Genomic DNA, 20,916 nt, shown 5'->3' on the forward strand with positions numbered 1-20,916 from the left:
GTATCAGTTCAGCGCATCCTTCAGGGCCTTGCCCGGACGGAACTTAGGCACCTTGGCAGCCTTGATCTTGATGGTGTCGCCGGTACGGGGGTTGCGGCCGGTACGTGCAGCGCGCTTGCCCACGGCAAAGGTGCCGAAGCCCACCAGAGAGACAGTGCCGCCCTTCTTCAGGGTCTTCTTGACCGCATCGATGGTCGATTCCAGAGCGCGTGCAGCAGCTGCCTTGGAAATGTCGGCGTTGTTAGCGATGTGCTCAATCAGTTCTGTCTTATTCACAAGATGCCTCTCGAGAAAATGGGTTTAAACGTCGTGAAAGCGGGCCACTCGTGTGACGCATGCTTTGCTACACCAGCGCAGCACAGAGTAACCTGACTGGCAGTACCGCGTTGGGGCAGATTCTAGACGCTATTTTTCGCGCTTTTTCGCAAGTGCCTCGGTTTTTTGCGCAAAAGGGTGACGCGTGACTTTCCGCATTGACAAACCAGCAGACCCCGCGTGCAGCAAGGATTTGTGTCAACACGACCACTGCCGGCGGGGGTTACAGCCGTTTTTTCGCCTGCAGCGCAGACGCTGCGCTGCACAAACCGCACCACATTGGAGCCTGCCGCCGGCCCTGAAAGTCACGGTTTGGTGCATGCCCCAGGGCTGCGGGCGCGGGGTGCACCCTGGGAGCGTGGCGCACCAGCGACGCTGCCGCTCCCGTCTGTACAGAGCATGGGGCGGTACGCCGCTCCGCCAGGCCGCTGCAGCGGTGGCCAGTGTGCGGTCGGGGCAAGCGGTTGCCCCATGCTGTGGATACGTGCCGAGGCAACGCGCAGCGGCCGCCTGCGCGTCCCGGAATTGCCATCAAAACAATAGTGTCTTATACCGACCAGAAAAGCCCGGGCGGTGCAGCGGCTTATCTGTCCACGCGGGCGCGGATCTCGGGAATGGCTTTTTGCAGGTAGTACACCATGGACCACACGGTCAGCACGGCGGCCAGCCAGATCAGCCAGTGCCCCCAGTAGCCGGTGTCCACGCCGGCGACCTTGCCGTCGTACAGCAAAAAGGGAATGGCCACCATCTGCACCATGGTCTTGACCTTGCCAATCATGTGCACGGCCACGCTCTTGCCTGCACCGATATGGGCCATCCACTCGCGCAGCGCGGAGATGGCGATTTCGCGGCCGATGATGATCAGCGCCACAAACACATCGGCCCGCTGCAGGTGCACCAGCACCAGCAGCGAGGCGCAGACCAGGAATTTGTCCGCCACCGGGTCCAGAAAGGCCCCAAAGGACGATGTCTGGTTGAGCCGGCGGGCCAAAAAGCCATCCAGCCAGTCGGTGGCCGCAAAGACAATGAACATCACCGCCGCAATCAGGTTGCGCGTGGCGGGATCAAAAGGGGCGTAGAACACTCCGACGATCAGCGGGATCGCGACGATGCGCGTCCAGGTCATCACAGTGGGGATGGTGAAAAACATGGGGGCGATTGTGGCACGCCACCGTGGCTTTCACCGGTAGCCCTTGCGCATGGGCCTGCAGCATCCACTGCCGGACCGGTTCACGCGCCGAAACCACCACAAACGAAGCCTGGCGCGGCGCGAACCGGTGTGAACCGATGTGGTTTGCGGCCGCTGCCGCGCCGCTTCAGTGCAGGGCGCGGTAAATATCCTCGGCCAGTGCGGCGGAGATGCCCTCGACCGTCATCAGGTCTTCCACGCTGGCGTCGGTCACGCCGCGCACGCCGCCAAAGCGCTGCAGCAGGCGCGCACGCTTCTTGGGGCCCACGCCGGGAATCTCTTCCAGGCTGCTGCTGCCGGTGCGCACCTTGGCGCGGGCGGCGCGCATGCCGGTGATGGCAAAGCGGTGGGCCTCGTCACGGATCTGAGCCACCAGCATCAGCGCAGCGGAGTCGTGGCCCAGGTAGACCTTGGGCCGGCCATCGGCAAACACCAGCTCTTCCAGACCCACCTTGCGGCCCTCGCCTTTTTCCACCCCCACGATGCGCGCCAGATCCAGGCCCAGCTCGGTGAACACCTCGCGCGCCATGCTGACCTGGCCTTTGCCGCCATCGACCAGCACCAGGTCCGGCAGGCGCGGCGCGCCGGCCGGCAGTTCGGCGCCGCCGGCTTCGGCCAGGGCCTGGGCCACCGGCCTGTAGCGGCGGGTCAGCACCTGGCGCATGGCGGCATAGTCGTCGCCCGGCGTGATCCCGTTGATGTTGAAGCGCCGGTATTCGCTGCCCTGCATCTTGTGGTGGTGGAAGACCACGCACGACGCCTGGGTGCTCTCCCCGGCCGTGTGCGAGATGTCGAAGCATTCGATGAGCAGGTTTTCCAGCCCTTCCTGCGGCAGGTCCAGGGCCTCGGCCAGGGCACGGGTGCGGGCCTGCTGCGAGCCTTCTTCGGACAGCAGCCGTGCCAGCTGGATGGCCGCGTTCTGCTGCGCCATCTCCAGCCAGATGCGGCGCTGGCCGCGCGGCTGGTGCTGGCTGCCGACCTTGTAGCCGGCCTGCTCCGACAGCGCCTGGGTCAGTTGCGGGTCCATGGCCTCGCTGACCAGCAGCACCGGCGGCACCGGCACGTCGATGTAGTGCTGCGCGACAAAGGCCTCCAGCACCCGCACTTCCACGGCCTGGGTCTGCTCGGCCTCGTCTTCGGTGGCGTAGACCCCCATGGCGTCGTCCAGCTGGCTGGGGAAGTAGGCGCGGTCGCCCAGGTGGCGGCCGCCGCGCACCATGGCCAGGTTCACGCAGGCGCGGCCGCCCTGCACCTTGACGGCCAGGATGTCCACATCCCGGTCGTCGGCGGTTTCGATGGCCTGCTGGTGCAGCACGGTAGACAGCGCGGACAGCTGGTTGCGCACTTCGGCGGCCAGCTCGAATTCGAGCTTGTCGGAATGCTCCATCATGCGCCGCTCCATGCTTTTGAGCAGGGCGTCGGTCTCGCCGCGCAGCATGGCTTCGGCATTGCGCACATCCAGCGCATAGGCTTCGGGCGAGATCAGGTCCACGCACGGCCCGGTGCAGCGCTTGATCTGATACAGCAGGCAAGGGCGCGAGCGGTTGGCAAACACCGTGTCCTCGCAGGTGCGCAGGCGGAACACCTTCTGCAGCAGCTGGATGGTTTCCTTGACCGCCCAGGCGCTGGGGTACGGACCGAAGTAGCGGTGGCGCTTGTCCACACTGCCGCGGTAGTAGGCCATGCGCGGGAACATCTGGCCGGCGGACTCACCCGCCTTGCCGTCCTTGCCGGCCACGCCGGTGATCTTCAGATAGGGATAGCTCTTGTCGTCCCGGAACAGGATGTTGTACTTGGGGTGCTGCGTCTTGATGAGGTTGTTTTCCAGCAGCAGTGCCTCGGCCTCGGAGCGCACCACCGTGGTGTCCAGCCGCACGATCTTGCCGACCATGTGGCCGATGCGCGTGCCGCCATGGTCTTTCTGGAAGTAGCTGCCCACGCGGCGCTTGAGGTTGCGGGCCTTGCCCACATAGAGCAAGGTGTCCGCCGCATCGAAATAGCGGTAGACGCCCGGCAGTGCGGGCAAGGCGGCCACCTGGGCCAGGAGTTCGGCGGAATGCACATCAGAAGCCATGGCCCGTATTGTGCGTTGGCGCGCACCGCGCTGCCGCGTCCGCCGGCCATGGGCATGCGCCCGCACCCCTAAAAAAAGCTGGGGCAGCGCTTGGCATGCGCTGCCCCAGCTTTTGTTCAGCCTTGGGGGAGTGGCCGTATGGGCCCGGCGGGATCTGCGGGACCCGCGGCTTATTCCGCCTGGATGTTGGCGGACTTGACCACGCCGGCCCAGTTCTTCAGATCGCCGGCCACCATGGTGCCCAGCGCCTTGGGCGCCATGTAGTCGGCCGTGGCGCCCTGCTCTTCGGCCTTCTTCTTGAACGCCGGGTCCTGCACCACGGTCTTCACGTCGGCCGCCAGCTTGTCGATCACCGCCTGGGGCGTGCCGGCCGGGGCAAACAACGCGAACCAGGAGGTGGCGTTCACGCCGGGGTAGCCCATTTCGGCCGTGGTGGGCACGTTCGGCAGGCTGGGCAGGCGTTCCTTGCCGGTGACGGCCAGCACCTTGAGCTTGCCGCTCTGGATGTGGGGCATGAATGGCGGCGCGGTGCCGAAGGTCAGGTCCACCTGGCCGCCCAGCAGGTCCTGCAGCGCCGGGCCGGTGCCCTTGTACGGTACGTGCACCATGTGGATGCCGGCCTGCTGTTCCAGCATGGCACCAGTCACGTGCTGCAGCGAGCCATTGCCCGAGGAGGCGTAGTTCAGCTTGCCGGCATGGGCCTTGGCATAGGCCACCAGTTCCTTCATGTCCTTGACCGGCAGGTCGCCGCGCACCACGATGATCTGCGGCGCAGACACCAGGTTGGCCACGGGCACAAAGTCGTTCTGCTGCCAGGTCTGGCTCTTGCTCAGGTGGGGCGAGATCACGTGGTAGCCCGAGTACTGCATCAGCAGGGTGTAGCCGTCGGCCGGCGCGCGCTTGACCTGGGCGGCCGCGAGGTTGCCGTTGCCGCCGCCCTTGTTTTCCACGATGACGCTCTGGCCGATCACCGGCGCCAGGGCCTGGGCCACCATGCGGCCCGACAGGTCGGTGGTGCCACCGGCAGCGGCCGGCACGATGAAGGTGATGGGCTTGCTGGGGTAGTTGCCCTGGGCCCAGCCGGCAGCCGGCAGGGCCAGCGCCATGGCGGCAGCCAGTGCCGCGCCATGCAGGCGGCGGCGGGTGAAGCAGGGGGACAGCGAAATGGAAGGCATACGAATCTCCTTGGGGTGTGCCGTTGAGGCTTGTTATCGGTGCAGGGCGCCGGGGACCACAGTCCCTGAGCACCTGCCGGTGCAGTGGCTGCTGGCCGGGCGGCTGCAGCTTCTTGGTGGTGGACGGACAGTGCGTTCCTGCTCCATGCCCCCGCATGGAACCGGGCGTGCTGTCAGCCCGTCAAAGGGTCTAGGCGCGCGCCAGGGCGCGCTCCCGCAGCGCAGCAAACTCGGCCGGCGGCTGGTGCAGATCCAGGCGGCAACCCGCCTTGGCGATCTGGCTGGGCGTGTCGTGGCCGATCAGCGCCGGCAGCGCACGCGCTGCCGCCACCACCTGCTCCAGGTTCACGCCGGTGTCGTAGCCCATCAGCTCCAGCGCATGCACGATCTCTTCGGTGCAGGCATTGCCGGAGGCTCCGGGCGCATACGGGCAGCCGCCCAGGCCGCCGATCGATGCATCGAAGCGGTCGGCGCCCGCGTCGATGGAGGCCAGCACATTCGCCAGTGCCATGCCGCGCGTGTTGTGGAAGTGCAGGGTCAGCCCCAGCTGGGGCCAGCGTGCCTTGTACGCGGCCACCAGGGCATGCACCTGGCTGGGATAGGCCATGCCCGTGGTGTCGCACAGGGTCACGCCCTGCACGCCCAGGTCGGCAAAGCGCTGCACCCAGGCCAGCACTTCGGCCTGCGGCACATCGCCTTCCATAGGACAGCCGAAGCAGCAGGACAGCGACACATTCACCGGCACACCGGCCTGCTGCGCCGTGGCGATGACCTGCTGCAGCGCCGCGAAGGACTGGCTGCGCTGCATGCGCAGATTGCAGAGGTTGTGTGTCTCGCTGACGGACATCACCAGGTTCAGCTCGTCGGTGAGCGCTTCGATGGCGCGCTCGGCGCCGCGCACATTGGGCACCAGGGCGGTGTAGACCGTGCCGGGGCGGCGTGCGATCTCGCGCATCACCACCTCGCCGTCGCGCAGTGCTGGAATGGCCGTAGGCGAGACAAAGGCCGTGACCTCGATCTTGGACAACCCGGCCGCCGACAGCGCATTCACCAGCGCAATCTTGTCTTCGGTGGGCACAAACGCCTGCTCCATCTGCAGACCGTCGCGCGTGCCGACTTCATTCATGTAGATGCGGCGATCCGCACCCTGCCACAGGTTCTGGCTGTTCATTGGATGACTCCCTTGGCGCGCAGCTGCGCAATCTGTTCGGCCGTCAGGCCGACTTCGGCCAGCACGGCATCGGTGTCGTCGCCCACATGCGGAGCGCTGCTGCGCACGGTGCCGGGCGTGGCGCTGAGCTTGGGCACGATGCCGGGCACTTCCACGGCATGGCCGTCGCGGGTGTGCTGGGTCAGGATCATCTCGCGGGCACGGTAGTGCGGGTCCTCGGCAATGTCCTTGGCGGTGTAGACCTTGCCGGCCGGCACGCGCGCGGCGCCCAGCTGGTCCATCACCTGCTGCACGGTCTGCTGCCGGGTCCAGTGGCCGATCACGCCGTCGATCTCGGCCACCCGCGCCACGCGGCCGGCGTTGTCGGCCAGATCGGGCGCATCGGCCAGGTCCTGGCGGCCGATCACCCCCATCAGGCGTTTGAAGATGGAGTCGCCATTGCCCGCCACCAGCACCCAGCCGTCCTGGCAGGGGTAGGCATTGGACGGGGCGATGCCCGGCAGCGCGCTGCCGGCGGCTTCGCGCACGGCACCGAAGGCGCTGTATTCGGGCAGCAGGCTTTCCATCACATTGAACACGGCTTCGTGCAGCGCCACGTCGATGACCTGGCCCGGGCCACCGTTCACCTTGCGGTGGTAGAGGGCCATCATCACGCCGATCACGCCATGCAGCGCTGCCAGGGTGTCGCCGATCGACACGCCCACACGCACGGGCACGCGGCCGGGTTCGGCCGTCAGGTGGCGCAGGCCGCCCATGGCTTCACCGATCACGCCAAACCCCGGCAGATCGCGGTACGGGCCGGTCTGGCCGTATCCGGAGATGCGCAGAATCACCAGCCCGGGGTTGAGAGCGTGCAGCGCTTCGGGCGACATGCCCCAGCCTTCCAGCGTGCCGGGGCGGAAGTTCTCGACCAGCACGTCGGCCTCGGCAATCAGCTTGCGCGCCAGATCCTGCGCTTCCTGCTGGCGCAGGTCCAGTGCGATGGAGCGCTTGTTGCGCGACTGCACCTGCCACCAGACCGAGGTGCCATCCTGGATCAGGCGCCAGTTGCGCAGCGGATCGCCGGCGCCGGGCGCCTCGATCTTCACCACATCGGCGCCAAATTCACCCAGCGTCTTGCCGCAGAAAGGGCCGGCAATCAGCTGCCCCATTTCGACCACCTTCACCCCCTGCAGCGCGCGCGGCGTGGCAGTCTGGGTGGCGGGGTCCCGTATCCATTGCGTTGTGGACATCGCGTCTTGTCTCCATATCCCAGGCCCATGGTCTCCGGGCCTTTGTGCGGGCATCTTGCCGCCGGTCGGGCGGTGTGCAAAACGCTGAAATGCGAAGCTGCCATCGCATTTCGGCATAGCCGGACCGCGTGACGGGATAATGACACCCCTCTCCTGTTGCACCGTATGAAGCTCGACCCCGTCACCCTGCGCCTGTTTGTGGCCGTCATGGAAGAAAGCGCCATCGCCCGCGCCGCCGCGCGCGAGCACATTGCGCCTTCGGCCGCCAGCCGCCGCCTGGCCGAACTCGAAGCCCAACTGCAGGTGGAGCTGTTCACCCGCAGCAACCGCGGCAGCCAGCCCACCGCCGCCGCCTATGCGCTGCTGCACATGGCGCGCAGCGTGCTCAACGAGCTGGACGGCATTGCCACACAGATCAAGGACTACGGCCGCGACCACGGCAGCGGCCTGCGCGGCCATGTGCGCGTGGTGGCCAATATCTCGGTCATCACCCAGTTCCTGCCGGCGCAGCTGCAGCGCTTTCTGGCCCAGCACCCGCAGGTGGATGTGCGCCTGCAGGAGCGCGTGAGCACCGACATTGCCCGCGCCGTGGCCGACAACGAGGCCGATATCGGCCTGCTCAACCACGGCAGCTATGGCGAGAAAATCCAGCTGCGCCCCTACCGGCGCGACCGGCTGGCCGTGGTCGTGCCCCACGGCCATGCCCTGGTGCGACGGCGCAGCGTGCGCCTGGCCGAGCTGGTGCAGTACGACTGGGTGGGCATGCATGCCGGCAGCGCACTCAACCACCTGGTCACACGCGCGGCCGCCGACCAAGGCCTGCAGCCGCGCCTGCGCATGAAGGTCACCGGCTATGACGCCCTGTGCCTGATGGTGGCCTCCGGCCTGGGCATCGGCATCCTGCCCGAAGGCAGCGCCCGCCTGTACCTGGGCACGCTGCCGCTGCACTGCATTGCGCTGCAGGAGCCCTGGGCCGAACGCGAGCTGATGCTGTGCGTGCGCGCCACCGAAACCCTGTCCCCCGTCACCCAGCTGCTGGCCGAGCACCTGTGCCAGCCCGCCGCCGACTGAAGCTCCTGCATGCCCGACTTTCTTCCGCTCCCCCCCTCTGCCTCCCCTTCCGCCGCTGCGCCGCGCACCTGGGATCTGTTCTGCCAGGTGATCGACAACTTCGGCGATGTGGGCGTGTGCTGGCGCGCCGCGTCGGAGCTGGTGGCGCGCGGCCAGACCGTGCGGCTGTGGATGGACGACGCCAGCGCGCTGCAATGGATGGCGCCGCTGCCGCACCCGCAGGGCCTGACCGTGCACCCCTGGCCCGCCACCGCCGCCGATGTGCCTGCGCGCGTGGGCGATGTGGTGGTGGAAGCCTTTGGATGCGAGATTCCCGCGCCGTTTCTGCAGGCCCTGGCCGCCCAGGCTGCAGCCGACCGACCGCCGGTGTGGATCAACCTGGAATACCTGTCCGCCGAAGACTATGTGGCGCGCTGCCACCGCCTGCCGTCGCGCCTGATGAGCGGGCCGGCCAGCGGGCTGACGCGCTGGTTTTTCTACCCCGGCTTCACGGCCGATACCGGCGGGCTGATTGCCGAGCACAACCTGGCGGAGCGCCAGGCGGCCTTCGCCGCCCAGGGCTGCCGCACCTGGCGGGCCACGCACGGTCTGCAGGACGGTGACTGCGCCATCAGCCTGTTCTGCTACGAACCGCCCGCCCTGCCCCAGTTGCTGGACCAGCTGCGGGAGGTGCAGCAGACCGCGCAGCCCGGCTGGCAGCCCCGGTTGCTGACCACGCCAGGCCGCGCCACGGCGGCGGTGGCGGCCGCCCGGCAGGCCAATCCGCGCTTGGACAGCCTGGACGTGTACCAACTGCCCATCTGCCCCCAGCCGCAGTTCGACGAGATGCTGTGGGCCTGCGACCTGAACCTGGTGCGCGGCGAGGATTCGCTGGTGCGCGCACTGTGGGCAGGCCAGCCGCTGGTGTGGCACATCTACCCCCAGCACGACAACGCCCACCACGCCAAGCTGGACGCATTTCTGGACTGGCTGCAGGCCCCGGCGGCATTGCGGTCTTTTCACCACGCCTGGAATGGACTGGCGCCGGCCGATTCCCTGCCCCGGCTGACCCCCGGTTTGCTGCGGGAATGGCAGGCCTGCACGCTTGCGGCGCGTCAAAAATTGCATGCCCAAACCGACTTGATCGCACAGCTGCTGCAGTTTGTGGCCGAAAAAAGTTAAAATCGACGTTTTGCCTTCTTGGGCCCGCCTTTTTTGAACAGGCTGTGGCCCTGAGGCTCCCGCCGCGGAACATGCGGCAGGCCCTCGTCATCGAACGCCATTGCAGCGCCACTGACGCCCTCGCCTGCCGCGTAGAGCGGCTCAACCTCCCGCAATCAGCTATGAAAATCGCTCAAGAAATCCGCGCCGGCAACGTGATCATGTTCGACAAGAACCCCATGATCGTTCTGAAGACCGAATACGCCCGTGGCGGCCGTGGCGCTGCCACCGTGCGCATGAAGCTCAAGAGCCTGATCGGCAACTTCGGCACAGAAAACGTGTTCAAGGCCGACGACAAGATCGACAACGTGATCCTGGACAAGAAGGATTGCACCTACTCCTACTTCGCTGACCCAATGTACGTGTGGATGGACGAAGAGTTCAACCAGTACGAAGTGGAAGCCGAAAACATGGCCGACGCCCTGAACTACCTGGAAGACGGCATGACCGCCGAAGTGGTGTTCTACGACGGCAAGGCCATCTCGGTCGAACTGCCCACCACCATCGTGCGCGAAATCACCTGGACCGAACCCGCTGTGAAGGGTGACACGTCCGGCAAGGTGCTCAAGCCCGCCAAGATCGCTACCGGTTTCGAAGTGGCTGTGCCCCTGTTCGTGGCCCAGGAAGACAAGATCGAAATCGACACCCGCACCGGCGAATACCGCAAGCGCGTGTAATGGTGCTGCAGCCCTGGCGGCTGCGCTCCATGCAAAAAGGCTTCCCTCGGGAAGCCTTTTTTTGTGCGCTGCGCTGGGCGCAACGCGGTGGGAAACAGAACTGAAGGGCTGAAGGACTGGAGGGCGGCAGCGCCTGCGCACCGCCTGCCTTACACCCACTCTCAGGCCGTTTTCAGACCGGAATGCCGACCAGATCGTGGCCTTGCGCACCCAGGATGCGCACGCTGATCAGATCGCCCACCTTGTAGGTCTTGCTGGCCTTTTCGGGCGGCTGGATGTGGACCACGCCGTCGATCTCGGGCGCATCGGCATAGGTACGGCCCACGCCGCCCTTCTTGCCCAGGCTCACGGCCTTGTCCACCACCACCTTCATGACCTGGCCCACGCGGCGCTGCAGGCGCTTGGCGGACACTTCTTCGGCCACTTCCATGAAGCGGGCGCGGCGCGCTTCGCGCACGGACTCGGGCAGCATGCCGGGCAGTTCGTTGGCGGTGGCGCCTTCGACCGGGCTGTAGGCAAAGCAGCCGGCGCGGTCGATTTCGGCTTCACGGATGAAGTCCAGCAGGTGCTCGAACTCTTCTTCCGTCTCGCCAGGGAAACCGGCGATGAAGGTGCTGCGGATGACCAGCTCGGGGCAGATGGCACGCCATTCGCGGATGCGGTCCAGGTTCTTTTCGCCCGATGCGGGGCGCTTCATGCGCTTGAGCACATCGGGGTGGCTGTGCTGCAGCGGCACATCCAGGTAAGGCAGGATCTTGCCTTCGGCCATCAGCGGCAGGATGTTGTCCACCGTGGGATAGGGGTAGACGTAGTGCAGGCGCACCCAGGCGCCGTGCTGTGCGGCCAGTTTGCCCAGCTCTTCGGTCAGCTCCAGCATGCGGGTCTTGACCGGCTTGCCGTCCCAGAAACCGGTGCGGTACTTCACGTCCACGCCGTAGGCCGAGGTGTCCTGGCTGATGACCAGCAGTTCCTTGACGCCGCCTTCGAACAGCGCCTTGGCTTCCTTGAGCACATCGCCGATCGGGCGCGAGACCAGATCCCCGCGCATGCTGGGGATGATGCAGAAGGTGCAGCGGTGGTTGCAGCCTTCGGAAATCTTCAGATAGGCGTAGTGCTTGGGCGTGAGCTTGATGCCGGCATCGCCGAAGCTGCCGGGCACCAGATCGACAAACGGATCGTGGGGCTTGGGCAGGTGGGTGTGCACCGCATCCATCACCTCCTGCGTGGCGTGGGGGCCGGTCACGGCCAGCACGCTGGGGTGGATTTCGGCCACCATGGTGGCGCCGCCCTCTTTGCCGGCCTTGGCGCCCAGGCAACCGGTGACGATCACCTTGCCGTTGGCGGCCAGGGCCTCACCGATGGTGTCCAGGCTTTCCTTGACGGCATCGTCGATGAAGCCGCAGGTGTTGACGATGACCAGATCCGCGCCCTCAAAGGTCTTGGAGGTCTGGTAGCCCTCGGCGCTGAGTTGGGTGAGGATCAGCTCGGAGTCGGTCAGGGCCTTGGGGCAACCTAGGCTGACCATCCCAATTTTTGGGATTGAAGGCGATGCCTGTTCATGGCAATCCATTGATTTCATTTGATTTTTCTAGGCAATCGCCTTCATTCGTGTAGCTCTCGATTGTATTTCAACTGCTATTGACCCCAGGGTGGGGCTACCGATACCTGATTAGGGCAGGCGCTCGCAGAAGTCCCTTTGTCTAGACATCTACGCTTGCCATGAGGGACAAAAGCCTAACCTTTTCAGGATGACTTCAAAGAAAGTCGCACCAGTGCTCAACCGTTACCATGCGTAACAAAACCGCTTAGCAGCAGCTTGCTGCTGCTAAGAAACACATTGGCCACCTCGACCACCATCTAAGAATTTCCATGCTGACACCAGACAAAATCCGTGAAGAGCTCCTCAGAATCATCGCAGGCATTCGCAATCCCCCTTTCGCCATGACTATCCTGCCTCTCCTGCCTTACACCCAGGAGCGATTTAATGCACTAATTGATAGGTGCATAGAACTCCACCGACAGTTAACGGAGGTGAAATCTGAAGACGACACATCAGAACACTCGCAAGTTCTTTTCGCAATTGAAGCTGAATACAGGCGGCTTCGGGCAAGACTCTTGCTCTTTCCATCAGTGCTCATAACCTATTTTTGCTTTTTTTGTGTGTTCCTTGTTATTCGGTATGTAGACATCGCGGCCTTTGTTAAGAGTGTCCTGAAAGTAGATGCGCCAGAACGACTAATAACGTTTGGTCTTGCTGGCGCCTTTCTGTACCTAGCGACATCTGTTCTAGCAGCACTTAACCGTGAAGAGGGAACCAAGGATGCCGCGTCGAAGACGGCAGACTTCACAATCCGCATCTTGCTAGCAATGGTAGTTCCCGTTGTTCTTGTCGCTTTATTTTTTTCGCCGGATGGAGAAATCAATGCAGCTAAACTATCTCCTGAACTCTTAGCATTTGCCTGCGGCTATAGCGCAAAATTGGTCGTTGATCTCTTCAATAAGATTGTCGAAAAGTGTTCGAAGATGATCGAAGCGTTGTAATAATCGGTCCGCTTGCTGCAACTAAGAAGTTGAGGATAGGGACTGCCGCAATTGGAGATGAAGTCATAGAGCTGTAACTGCCTCGAACCATCATTGGCAGTAACAGCAACCTGTAAATTTACTATTTCGTTTCATATGAAAGCTATACGGCAGCAAGACAGGGAATTCATGGAGCTAGCTATCCAAGAGATGGAAAAATCTCCAGGCACCACTAAGGTAGGTGCCGTACTAGCGATCAATGATCAGGTTATCGCCACAGGATTCAAGTCTAAAACCAGCCATGCTGAACGAGCCGCAATTGAACAAGCGAAGAACGCAGGCTTTAAGCTGAAACAGGCAGTTCTCTACACCACCCTTGAACCTTGCGTAGAGCTCAAGTCAACGCAAACCAGGACCTGCTGCTCGGATCTGATCCTCGCTGAGGGGATACGCAAAGTATTCATCGGACATAGTGACCCAAACCCGCGAGTGCTGCGTAAGGGTTGGCGTCAGCTTTGCGACGAGGACATCGAACTCAGGGACTTCCCGGAAGATTTGCGCAGAATGATTGAGGAGCGCAACCCCTTCGCACGATTCTTCTCGCTGAGTGTCGGACCACAGGGCGGGATGACTGTTGATGTGCGCGAACCAGAAACAATCACTATTCAGTTTTCAGAAATCGATCTGCGAACGATGGAAATTCGATGGTCATGGTCAGGAAAGAATCAGGCGTTTGCTTATAAATCTAGCAACACAGATGTTGCCCTGGCACGGGAAGCAACCGATTTTTCACAGATCGACGATCCCGGCATCTTCCGATTCAGCAATCAGGCTCGCGCATCCATTGGCGAGATAGTTGTTTTCCGCCATCCAGAGGCCTACCTGCTCGCAAAAGTCCTTGAATCGCAAGCCGGCGAGGCGTACGGAGATAAGCACTACCTCGTCAGGTTCAAGTATCAGATTCGCATACGAGAGTCCGCTATTTAAAGGCACTGCCGGGATGGCAGCAGGATCCATTTGCAATCGTAGCCCCGATAACCTTTTCTTATCGATGCCTGCCGATCAGCTCTCATATCGCCGCCCTTCAACACCATTTACACGGCTCACTCTAGGGCAGCGCGTGAAGTGGCTCTTGATTCGCAGGAAGCTCACTCAAACAGCGGCGGCACAAAAAGTTGGCGTGACACAAGCGACCATTGCCAACATCGTCAACGGTGCCCGCAAGCCCAGCGCTGAAACACTGATGAAGCTGGCACGAGGGCTGGACTCCTCCCCTAGCTTCATCATGTATGGCACCGGATTTCAGCTTTCGTACGCTGAGCCTGAAAGCGACGTACAGGCCGAGCTCTTGGAGCTTCACAAAGTTCTCAGCGAAACAGAGCAAGAGATGCTGATCATCTTTGCTCGCACCCTGGCACGCAAGCCAGTCATTGCCAAGCCCATCAAGAGAAAAACCAAACCCCACCTAGCGCTGCTGCAAGATACATAGCAGCTCGCCTGGTCAACCAAGACTTATGAAGCCGACCTTCGGGGTTTTGACTACTTCTGACGTCGCAACTGCGTCATAACTATCTGATTTCATTTGAATTTCGCAGGACAACCTGGCAGATGAGCTGGGGAGGCTATTTTAATGTGGGCCAAGAATTAATCCCAAACCGACTGCATCTAAACCTCCTAATTCGGGCCGGCTGCTCAAAGCTGACCTGACACATTCGCCCGCGACCGCTGAATATCGCCAACTGCCGCAAGCAGTCTTTGAGACGGTCGAAAATTGGCCGCTTGGTCTACCTCTTGCACCCGTCGTTCAGCCTGGCACCAATCCCCGCCTATCGAAGACCATCAGCCACAACTGAATCGACGCTCCAACGTGCTGATCGTACGGAGGACAAGCCAACTGAAGTTTCTGCGCACCCCGCTCAGCCTCGCAAACGGTGCACCATTCAGAGGCAGATCACTCCCGAGGGGGAGAAGTTTGGTGCCTTCCCATTTATCTCTCGGGCCAATTGCATCAGAAGCGCATCCCCTTCCGATGCCGAAGGTGGGATGACAACCCCGTGAAGTTGCGCGCGCAGGTCATTCCAGCGTTCTCGAAGCACCTGCCATTGATGCTCATCGTAGGTCCCTTTAAACACAATCGGCAGGATCTCAATGCGTGGCGGATCACCTCGCCAAGAATTTTCATCGGCAGTCTCGACGAGCTGCTCCCACCGACTGTCCAACCGGTCCACGCGACCGATCTGTTGCTCGACGACGGCCGGGTTCCATTCCGGATGCAGCAGCAGCACTGTTCGGCATGCCCGATGCAGGTTTAGGCCCTCGCGACCAACGACCGACTGCGCAACCAGCACTCGTGGATAGCTGTGTGGACGATTGAAAGCCAGCTGGAGCAGGCGGCGCGTGGTGTGTTCAGTCTTGCCATACATCAACCGCGCGAAGCCGCCCTCGGGGCGGTTGTACTCCTTATCCAACCTGTCGGCGAGCCTCTTCCATAACTCCGTCGCATCCAGGTCGTCAATGTGTTCACTCTCATCACGCTCAGCCGACGCCAACACGAGGTGATTGAACTCGTCTGCCCATGCGCTTGGCGGCACATCATCCGCCTTATCACCCAGCATCTCCACAATTGCGCGCGTAACAGATGCAATGCCTTCCTGCGATTCCTTCATCGCCTTGAACATGTGGCGCGCAAGGCTGTCGGTCGGTTGAGAGTCCAGTCCCTCTTCCAGCCGAGACAGCAACTGTGTACGCATTCCCTGTCGTGTCACCTGCAGGGCGTCGTACTGCTTCTTGAGCTTCTCGTCGATCGCAGCGCGCCCTTCCCCAGAGAAAAGATTTAGCTGCCGCTGAGCAACCTGAACTGCAGCCCACTCCTGCTCATGGACTGAAGCTTGCGGCCATGCAATGTCATCCCTCAGGCAGCGCAACAACATGCGGGCATTCAGCAACTCAACCAGCGCCCGCATCGGACGTGTGAACCGTCCAAACACGAGCACCTTCTCCTGCTCCGGCCGTCTGTGTGCGGCCTCTATGGCCTCTACCGCTGCCGCGATGCCAGGATGGTCGAACAGCGCGTCGCCCTCTCCCTGCGGAAAAGCCGAGCACACTACGCTCTTCCACCATTCGATGCGCTTCGCTTGCTTGCTGGCAGGAGGCGGCGATGAAAGAGCGGACGCAGCGACGCCGCTCTCCTCGTCCGCCTTGGCGTCCTGTTCTTTCTGGGCTTGGTCCAGATCGTCGTCGCAGGTTGCGCGGTCTAGCAGTTCGTTGATGCCATGGCCATTGCCAATGGTCAACCGAAGCCTCTGGGCAGCGGGATCGCGCCCACCGCTCGCCGCCAGGGACAGTGCTTCCGCCGCACAGACGGCCCGCCGCCACCCGAGCGTCATGCTGTGCGGGTCAACGGAGATCTCTGCCTCGCGCCGGTACTCGTTGATCGCACGTTCAGAGCATCTAGCGAACTGCTTGACTCGCGGATTTTCTCGCTTGTCCCGGCGCAGGAGAAACGGGGTCAACGCAGCATGGAAAGCTAATGAGGCTGCTTCAAACCGTTCACGAACCGGCTTAATCGTAGGGCTTGCTCGCACATCCTTGGCAGCCTTTGCGTACCCCTCGATGCAATCCTTCAACGCTGAAGCGTCAACATCGATCCTCTCCAGCGCTTGCATCCACTGCGCGGCGTTCAGTTCCACAGGAGTCGCGGTCATCGAGACGCGTCGGCAATCCTTGGATGCGACGACCAAGTCCAGGAGTCGCTCTACGCCAGACTTAACGCCACGGCTTTTATGCGCTTCATCCAAGATGACGAGGTCGAAGGTCCCGAGCCCCAGGCCAACCGCGCGCTCCAGCGCCGGCCTGAGGGCTCCATTGCTCGTGTACTCATGGGTGTTGAGCGTCTCCTGCCAACTTGCTCCGTCGACTGCGTTCTGAATCAGGGACAAGAGACCTGCATCCGACGCAGCTCTGGCTGCGATTTCCCTTGCTGCTGTCTTCACTGCGGCCGCGAGGTACCCGTTTCTCTCCGATGAGGCGATCTCGTATCCGTTTGGAAATCGGGTTTGCGCCTTCTTCAGGTGCGCCACCACCTCAGATAGCAGCCCCCATCGCCACCAGTCGCTCGCTTCGCGCTTGCGCCAGTTGGCGAAGAGGTGTGATACCAGCACCACCTGGTGTTGAGCCCACGGGGCGTGTGGCGCTTTGTCTGACCAGACACCGTAGAACTGCCCCAGGCTATGGAGCAGCGGCGGACTCGGCACCTGTCCGTCGCGAAGTTCGTCGGCCCACTGAAAGCCAAGTCCAGGCGGCATGAGGATCGCCACACGGCCGCCGCATGAGGTCACAGCATGCGCAAGCGCGACCGCGATCCGCGTCTTGCCCATGCCGACCTCGTCAGCTAGGACAACGCCGTTCTTCTGGATGCGTGAAGCAATCGCCCGCAAGCTACGCCGCTGCCCCTCGTTGAGCGACCAGGTCCGCTCGGCGGAGACGTCCTTGTTGGCCATCTGCCGCAGTGCAGCAGCGACCGCCGGCCAACCTTTGAAATCAGCCGACATCACAAACCTCCCAGTTCAAGCAACGAGTTCACCTTCCAGGCTTCGCCGACGCGCGCAATCGCATCCTCGTATGCCTTGCCGGCCAGGGTGTTCGCATCAACCGCATAGTCAGGGCGGAAACTCTCGTTGAGCAACGCGCTCAAAGGGTTGATACCCAAGGAGCGAAACGCCTCCAGCGTTGTGCTTGCAGCCGCTTGAACCAAAGTCTGTTCAAGCCGATGACACCAAGCCTCCCAATCCTGAACTTCAATCTCTGTCTGAATCTGCGCAATTCGCTCCAGCTGAAGCATCATGGAGCGGATGACCATTGGAGATCTTGTCTGAGCGGCCTCTGCGGCGATCTGCTCGCCGGGCGGCGAACCATCCACAAGATCGGTCGCTGGGTCGAAGTCCTCTGTCAGGTCTTCCGACGGCGGCAAGGCGGGGAAACTTTCCAGGAGTGCACCGATGTCCTCCAGCTGAAGAACCGGCAACACGCCAGCCGCAATGCGACCGAACGCATCCACCACTGGCGTTGCTCGTTCTACTCCGGACCAGCGCACCGTCACCTGACGAGGCATCGACCCAGCCCAGCGCCAGCACCCAGCCGCCCTCGGGCAGGGTTGCCGGTCTATAGCAAGTACCTCCAGGCCCTCTGCCGAAGCAGCCGCAGGGAGGCTCAGCGTGCCCCCACCTTCAGCGTCTTGCCATTGCAGCCAAGCCACCGGGAGCGCAACGAAGGGTTGAGCCCGCTCTGGCATCGCAGCACCAGGGTCCGGTGGCGTTTGAGCTGACAGCGGAGTTCCCTCATAGTGAAGAGGCAGCAATAAGGTGATGGAGTCGACCTCCTCGTTGCCCTTGCTCTCACCAGACAGCCAGGGAAGCGAGCTAACCCCGAACACCACGCCCGCCTCCAGATTGCCGCTGGAAAGCGATATCCGCGAACAGAACCCCGGCCCCGTCAGGTTGCCTGACCCGAGGTACATCCAGATCCTCGAGCAGTTGTTATCTCGCCACCACCCACTGAAGAGGAACTTGGCGTGCAGCGCACGGCGGGAGTCACGCCCGTAGAGCGCCTCACTACGGGCCGGCGCAAACACCTGCCATCCTCGCTTTTGGATGGCGAGCATGCTGGTTGCCACCGCTTGGCAAGCATCCTCGTTCACGTACACATGAACGCGCGGAGCCTGCGTCAGCAGCTTGGCTTCGCGTAGCGTCTCTTCGATGCGCACGAGCACGGAAGGCACGTCACCTTTCGAAGTCGGCGCTTCATAAAACCCGGAGCCAAGGGCCAGGAAGTTTCGCGCGCCCTGAGGGGCATGCTGACCTATCAGCGGCACCAGCTGCGACAGCAGCGAGCCGCTCCGGCTGTCAAAAAAGCGCTGGCGAGGTCCAGCGGCTTCTGCGCAAGCAGCTAGCCATGCATCCAGCTGCTCACAAGCCTGAGCTGTTGGTCCAGCACCGCCAACACTGCGAGGCTCGAGCAAGCGCGTGTCAAACCTCTCTCGAATCCACGCCAGCAAGTTGGCAGCGGCTCGTACGTCGGCGCAACGAAGCGCCAGATCCTCCGCATCGTCAGGTTCTTCGGAAACCTCAGCAGAGTGCACCTCTATCGACCAGCCTAAGTCGAGGCTGTCTTCGACCGTCTGCTGCGTCCAGTTGCCGGTCGAAACCACGAGCCTGATGAACCAGCCCTCGCCATCCAGACGCCTGAAGCCCAGCAAAGCCACCTTCGCGTGAAGTAGCCGAAACTCTCTGCCTTCGAAGTCGATGATGGGAAGGTCAGCTATAGCTGGCACATCTACCGTGGACAACGGCTCATGGCACGGGTCCAGCATTACGGCCAGCGCGATGTGACCGTCACGAGCACGCTGGTTCGCAGTCCGCCTGGTGAAACGTTCTGCAGCGTCTCCAAGGAACAACCCGTCGGCTGAGAAGCCGCAGATCCAACCGAACGTCCCCTCAAACCCTGGAGGAGCCTCAAACTTGTGGAGCAACGAGGGGCGCGTCATGCGGCGTCCTCCGATCGAGGCGCAAGGCCAGCATCGCCATTGCCCTGAAGATCAATGTTCAGCAAGTACAGGTTGCGAACTCGGTATGAAAGATCTGGCGGCCAAGAGCCTGCGTCCTTAGGAGCGCCGCCCTCGACATCCGCAGCCACGGCATCAGTTTTCTCTTGGTCATCAATTGCAGGCGCAGGCTGACGGCGGAATGCCGATCCTGGGCGGACCTCAGAACCGACGGATCGCAGCACTCGCCCATCCCGAACGAGCAGGTTCCGTAGAACATCTACGGGGGCGTCACATGAGCACTCCCGGCAGAAGAGCTGTGCCTCGCGGTCCATATGTTTCGTCGCCAAGAATTCGCCAGAGTGTTTACGGAGCACAGCAAGTTCAGCTTTGACAAGCTGACTCGCATTCACCATCGTCAGCCGCTCGCCGGGCGCCAGAGCCAGCCTCTGCTCAACGGCATCAAGCAAGGCCAACGCAGCATCACGTGTGGCAGAAAGGTGTGCACCGGCGACGAGATCTAGCCAATGCGCATCGGTGATGGATGTCGGACGATCAGACCAGCTGCGGCTTGCCTTCTCCGGTGCCTTGATGATTTGATTCGTCCACTCCAGCGCCGCGCGGCGACGCAGCTTCTGATCCAGGGACTCCTGTGGCCCACCTAGCTCCAGCCGGGCCCTCAAGATCGCTCGCGCCCGGGGTTGGAGAGGCTCGTTTGGCGACAGCGCCTTCACAACCGCATCCGTGCGTAGACGGCTTTCCTGTCCTGCTGTCCAGCGTACAAGGTGCGCTAGCAACTCACCCCCGTAAGGACGGTAAGACCCGAACGCCCCTTCAAGCAATGCAAGGCCTTCGGCAGTGGTCTCAAGGGCATTAAACCGCTGGCTGGTTCCCGCAGCCAAGCCAAGTGGAACCAAGGCTTGCGCGACGGCCATTCGCATCGGCTGACTTACGTAGAAGCCGGGCTGACGGAAAGTCGCATAGTCCAGCTCATGCGCCCGGGGAAGCTTGTTGATGCCGCGAAGACGCGGATGCCCGCCCCACTTGCTGGCGTCGTGCCCGAGCCAGCATCCAAGCGCTTCGATCGCGTTCGCGCACTGAATGTTGCGCACGTTTAGGCCGCCGGCCCGAGCCAACTCTGCAACGCGGACGCCGAGTACGGCCAGCGCCAACTGCTTGCCAAACCATGCGCCGGCGATGCCTGGTACGGCCCGTTCGTTGAAGCGGCGCACCGCTCGCAAGATCCCTAGAGAGCGTGTCCTGCGCTCCCCCTGCAATGCCGCTGGGCCAAGCAGCCCCCATTGAATAATCATAGCCTTGTCGCTTATTTTGTTACCTGCGCTCGGCCTCCCCGCGCAGCACTGCGCAAGACAATACTGCATTGGCAGATACCCGAGAAAAGACCGCTCGCCAGACCGGTGGCAGAGCACGTCAGCGAGTGAATAGAACGCCAACGGTGCGAGTCCTGCCGGGGCTGTGGAAGGGCTGAGGTCGCCGAGAAGCAGATATCGCCTTATCCAACAAAAATGCCCTCAAATAAGGGCATTGAAGCAATCAGGCCAGGCCTCCGAAACCGAGCCAGCAGCCTTGGTGTCGCCTGCGCCACCTGAGGCATCTGCGCGAGCCCCCTTCCGCCGTAACAACTCGCCAACTTGGCTTGCCTTGTGCGTGGGCAGTTGTCTCAACACATGGCGCAGATAGCTATGCGGACCATGGGCGCGCTCCAGCTGATGCTGGCCCCTCCAGCCCCGGAT

The 20,916-nt window shown here is 62.5% G+C and carries 16 protein-coding genes; 6 read left to right on the forward strand and 10 right to left on the reverse strand.

All coding sequences use genetic code 11. The features are described from left to right. Positions 1-3: 3 nt before the first annotated feature. From B3349_RS00695 to B3349_RS00720, 6 genes are all read right to left on the reverse strand, one after another. Positions 4-276, reverse strand: coding sequence for an HU family DNA-binding protein (locus tag B3349_RS00695; protein ID WP_043387285.1), 273 nt, complete (start codon positions 274-276; stop codon positions 4-6). A 622-nt stretch (positions 277-898) separates the two neighbouring features. Further along, the gene (pgsA, locus tag B3349_RS00700) at positions 899-1,465 is read right to left on the reverse strand and encodes a CDP-diacylglycerol--glycerol-3-phosphate 3-phosphatidyltransferase (protein WP_066533565.1); all 567 of its coding nucleotides are present in this window, start codon (positions 1,463-1,465) and stop codon (positions 899-901) included. 166 nt (positions 1,466-1,631) lie between these two features. Then, on the reverse strand, positions 1,632-3,578 hold the full coding sequence (gene uvrC / locus B3349_RS00705) for an excinuclease ABC subunit UvrC (protein WP_192333569.1): 1,947 nt from the start codon (positions 3,576-3,578) through the stop codon (positions 1,632-1,634). A gap of 170 nt (positions 3,579-3,748) precedes the next feature. Then, a complete protein-coding gene (locus B3349_RS00710) occupies positions 3,749-4,684 on the reverse strand; it encodes a Bug family tripartite tricarboxylate transporter substrate binding protein (protein ID WP_225608679.1) in 936 nt (311 codons plus the stop codon). A 259-nt stretch (positions 4,685-4,943) separates the two neighbouring features. Then, positions 4,944-5,924, reverse strand: coding sequence for a hydroxymethylglutaryl-CoA lyase (locus B3349_RS00715; protein ID WP_192333565.1), 981 nt, complete (start codon positions 5,922-5,924; stop codon positions 4,944-4,946). Continuing rightward, the gene (locus B3349_RS00720) at positions 5,921-7,156 is read right to left on the reverse strand and encodes a CaiB/BaiF CoA transferase family protein (protein ID WP_066533572.1); all 1,236 of its coding nucleotides are present in this window, start codon (positions 7,154-7,156) and stop codon (positions 5,921-5,923) included. Before B3349_RS00720 ends, B3349_RS00715 begins: the two co-directional genes overlap by 4 nt. A 165-nt stretch (positions 7,157-7,321) precedes the next feature. Between B3349_RS00720 and B3349_RS00725 the strand changes: the two genes are divergently transcribed. From B3349_RS00725 to efp, 3 genes are all read left to right on the forward strand, one after another. Further along, entirely contained in the window at positions 7,322-8,227 is a 906-nt protein-coding gene (locus B3349_RS00725; protein WP_066533574.1) for a LysR family transcriptional regulator, read from the forward strand. Positions 8,228-8,236: 9 nt separating this feature from the next. After that, positions 8,237-9,388, forward strand: a complete 1,152-nt coding sequence (gene earP / locus B3349_RS00730; RefSeq protein ID WP_192333561.1) for an elongation factor P maturation arginine rhamnosyltransferase EarP — start codon at positions 8,237-8,239, stop codon at positions 9,386-9,388. A gap of 161 nt (positions 9,389-9,549) precedes the next feature. After that, positions 9,550-10,104, forward strand: coding sequence for an elongation factor P (gene efp / locus B3349_RS00735; RefSeq protein ID WP_066533580.1), 555 nt, complete (start codon positions 9,550-9,552; stop codon positions 10,102-10,104). Positions 10,105-10,276: 172 nt separating this feature from the next. Here efp and rimO read toward each other — a convergent pair whose 3' ends face one another. Further along, entirely contained in the window at positions 10,277-11,674 is a 1,398-nt protein-coding gene (gene rimO, locus B3349_RS00740; RefSeq protein ID WP_414646834.1) for a 30S ribosomal protein S12 methylthiotransferase RimO, read from the reverse strand. 299 nt (positions 11,675-11,973) lie between these two features. Here rimO and B3349_RS00745 point away from each other — a divergent pair, with 299 nt between their 5' ends. From B3349_RS00745 to B3349_RS00755, 3 genes are all read left to right on the forward strand, one after another. Then, the gene (locus B3349_RS00745; RefSeq protein ID WP_291585549.1) at positions 11,974-12,645 is read left to right on the forward strand and encodes a hypothetical protein; all 672 of its coding nucleotides are present in this window, start codon (positions 11,974-11,976) and stop codon (positions 12,643-12,645) included. 135 nt (positions 12,646-12,780) lie between these two features. Then, positions 12,781-13,611 (forward strand): deaminase, encoded by an 831-nt coding sequence (locus tag B3349_RS00750; RefSeq protein WP_291585551.1) that lies wholly within the window; start codon positions 12,781-12,783, stop codon positions 13,609-13,611. A 64-nt stretch (positions 13,612-13,675) separates the two neighbouring features. Further along, a complete protein-coding gene (locus B3349_RS00755; RefSeq protein WP_291585553.1) occupies positions 13,676-14,113 on the forward strand; it encodes a helix-turn-helix domain-containing protein in 438 nt (145 codons plus the stop codon). Positions 14,114-14,564: 451 nt separating this feature from the next. Here the strand turns inward: B3349_RS00755 and B3349_RS00760 are convergent, their stop codons facing one another. Genes B3349_RS00760 through B3349_RS00770 form a run of 3 tightly spaced genes read right to left on the reverse strand, consistent with a single transcriptional unit; the run spans position 14,565 to position 20,475 of the window. Then, a complete protein-coding gene (locus B3349_RS00760) occupies positions 14,565-17,174 on the reverse strand; it encodes a helicase-related protein (protein ID WP_291585555.1) in 2,610 nt (869 codons plus the stop codon). After that, complete coding sequence (locus B3349_RS00765) at positions 17,174-19,165, reverse strand: phospholipase D-like domain-containing protein (RefSeq protein WP_291585557.1); 1,992 nt, start codon at positions 19,163-19,165, stop codon at positions 17,174-17,176. Before B3349_RS00765 ends, B3349_RS00760 begins: the two co-directional genes overlap by 1 nt. Continuing rightward, positions 19,162-20,475 carry a hypothetical protein gene (locus tag B3349_RS00770; protein ID WP_291585559.1) on the reverse strand — a complete coding sequence of 438 codons (1,314 nt, stop codon included), beginning with the start codon at positions 20,473-20,475 and terminating at the stop codon, positions 19,162-19,164. The genes B3349_RS00765 and B3349_RS00770 overlap by 4 nt, the downstream gene beginning before the upstream one ends. Positions 20,476-20,916: the final 441 nt, after the last annotated feature.

Source organism: Comamonas sp. UBA7528 (genome assembly GCF_002479375.1).
Taxonomy (GTDB): Bacteria; Pseudomonadota; Gammaproteobacteria; order Burkholderiales; family Burkholderiaceae_C; genus Comamonas.

Excerpts from the sequence above, each read along its gene's own strand:
- pgsA (WP_066533565.1), bottom strand. The coding sequence starts at position 1,465 with ATGTTTTTCACCATCCCCACTGTGATGACCTGGACGCGCATCGTCGCG.
- uvrC (WP_192333569.1), bottom strand. The coding sequence starts at position 3,578 with ATGGCTTCTGATGTGCATTCCGCCGAACTCCTGGCCCAGGTGGCCGCC.
- B3349_RS00710 (WP_225608679.1), bottom strand. The coding sequence starts at position 4,684 with ATGGCGCTGGCCCTGCCGGCTGCCGGCTGGGCCCAGGGCAACTACCCC.
- B3349_RS00715 (WP_192333565.1), bottom strand. The coding sequence starts at position 5,924 with ATGAACAGCCAGAACCTGTGGCAGGGTGCGGATCGCCGCATCTACATG.
- B3349_RS00720 (WP_066533572.1), bottom strand. The coding sequence starts at position 7,156 with ATGTCCACAACGCAATGGATACGGGACCCCGCCACCCAGACTGCCACG.
- B3349_RS00725 (WP_066533574.1), top strand. The coding sequence starts at position 7,322 with ATGAAGCTCGACCCCGTCACCCTGCGCCTGTTTGTGGCCGTCATGGAA.
- earP (WP_192333561.1), top strand. The coding sequence starts at position 8,237 with ATGCCCGACTTTCTTCCGCTCCCCCCCTCTGCCTCCCCTTCCGCCGCT.
- efp (WP_066533580.1), top strand. The coding sequence starts at position 9,550 with ATGAAAATCGCTCAAGAAATCCGCGCCGGCAACGTGATCATGTTCGAC.
- rimO (WP_414646834.1), bottom strand. The coding sequence starts at position 11,674 with ATGGATTGCCATGAACAGGCATCGCCTTCAATCCCAAAAATTGGGATG.
- B3349_RS00745 (WP_291585549.1), top strand. The coding sequence starts at position 11,974 with ATGCTGACACCAGACAAAATCCGTGAAGAGCTCCTCAGAATCATCGCA.
- B3349_RS00750 (WP_291585551.1), top strand. The coding sequence starts at position 12,781 with ATGAAAGCTATACGGCAGCAAGACAGGGAATTCATGGAGCTAGCTATC.
- B3349_RS00755 (WP_291585553.1), top strand. The coding sequence starts at position 13,676 with ATGCCTGCCGATCAGCTCTCATATCGCCGCCCTTCAACACCATTTACA.
- B3349_RS00760 (WP_291585555.1), bottom strand. The coding sequence starts at position 17,174 with ATGTCGGCTGATTTCAAAGGTTGGCCGGCGGTCGCTGCTGCACTGCGG.
- B3349_RS00765 (WP_291585557.1), bottom strand. The coding sequence starts at position 19,165 with ATGACGCGCCCCTCGTTGCTCCACAAGTTTGAGGCTCCTCCAGGGTTT.
- B3349_RS00770 (WP_291585559.1), bottom strand. The coding sequence starts at position 20,475 with ATGATTATTCAATGGGGGCTGCTTGGCCCAGCGGCATTGCAGGGGGAG.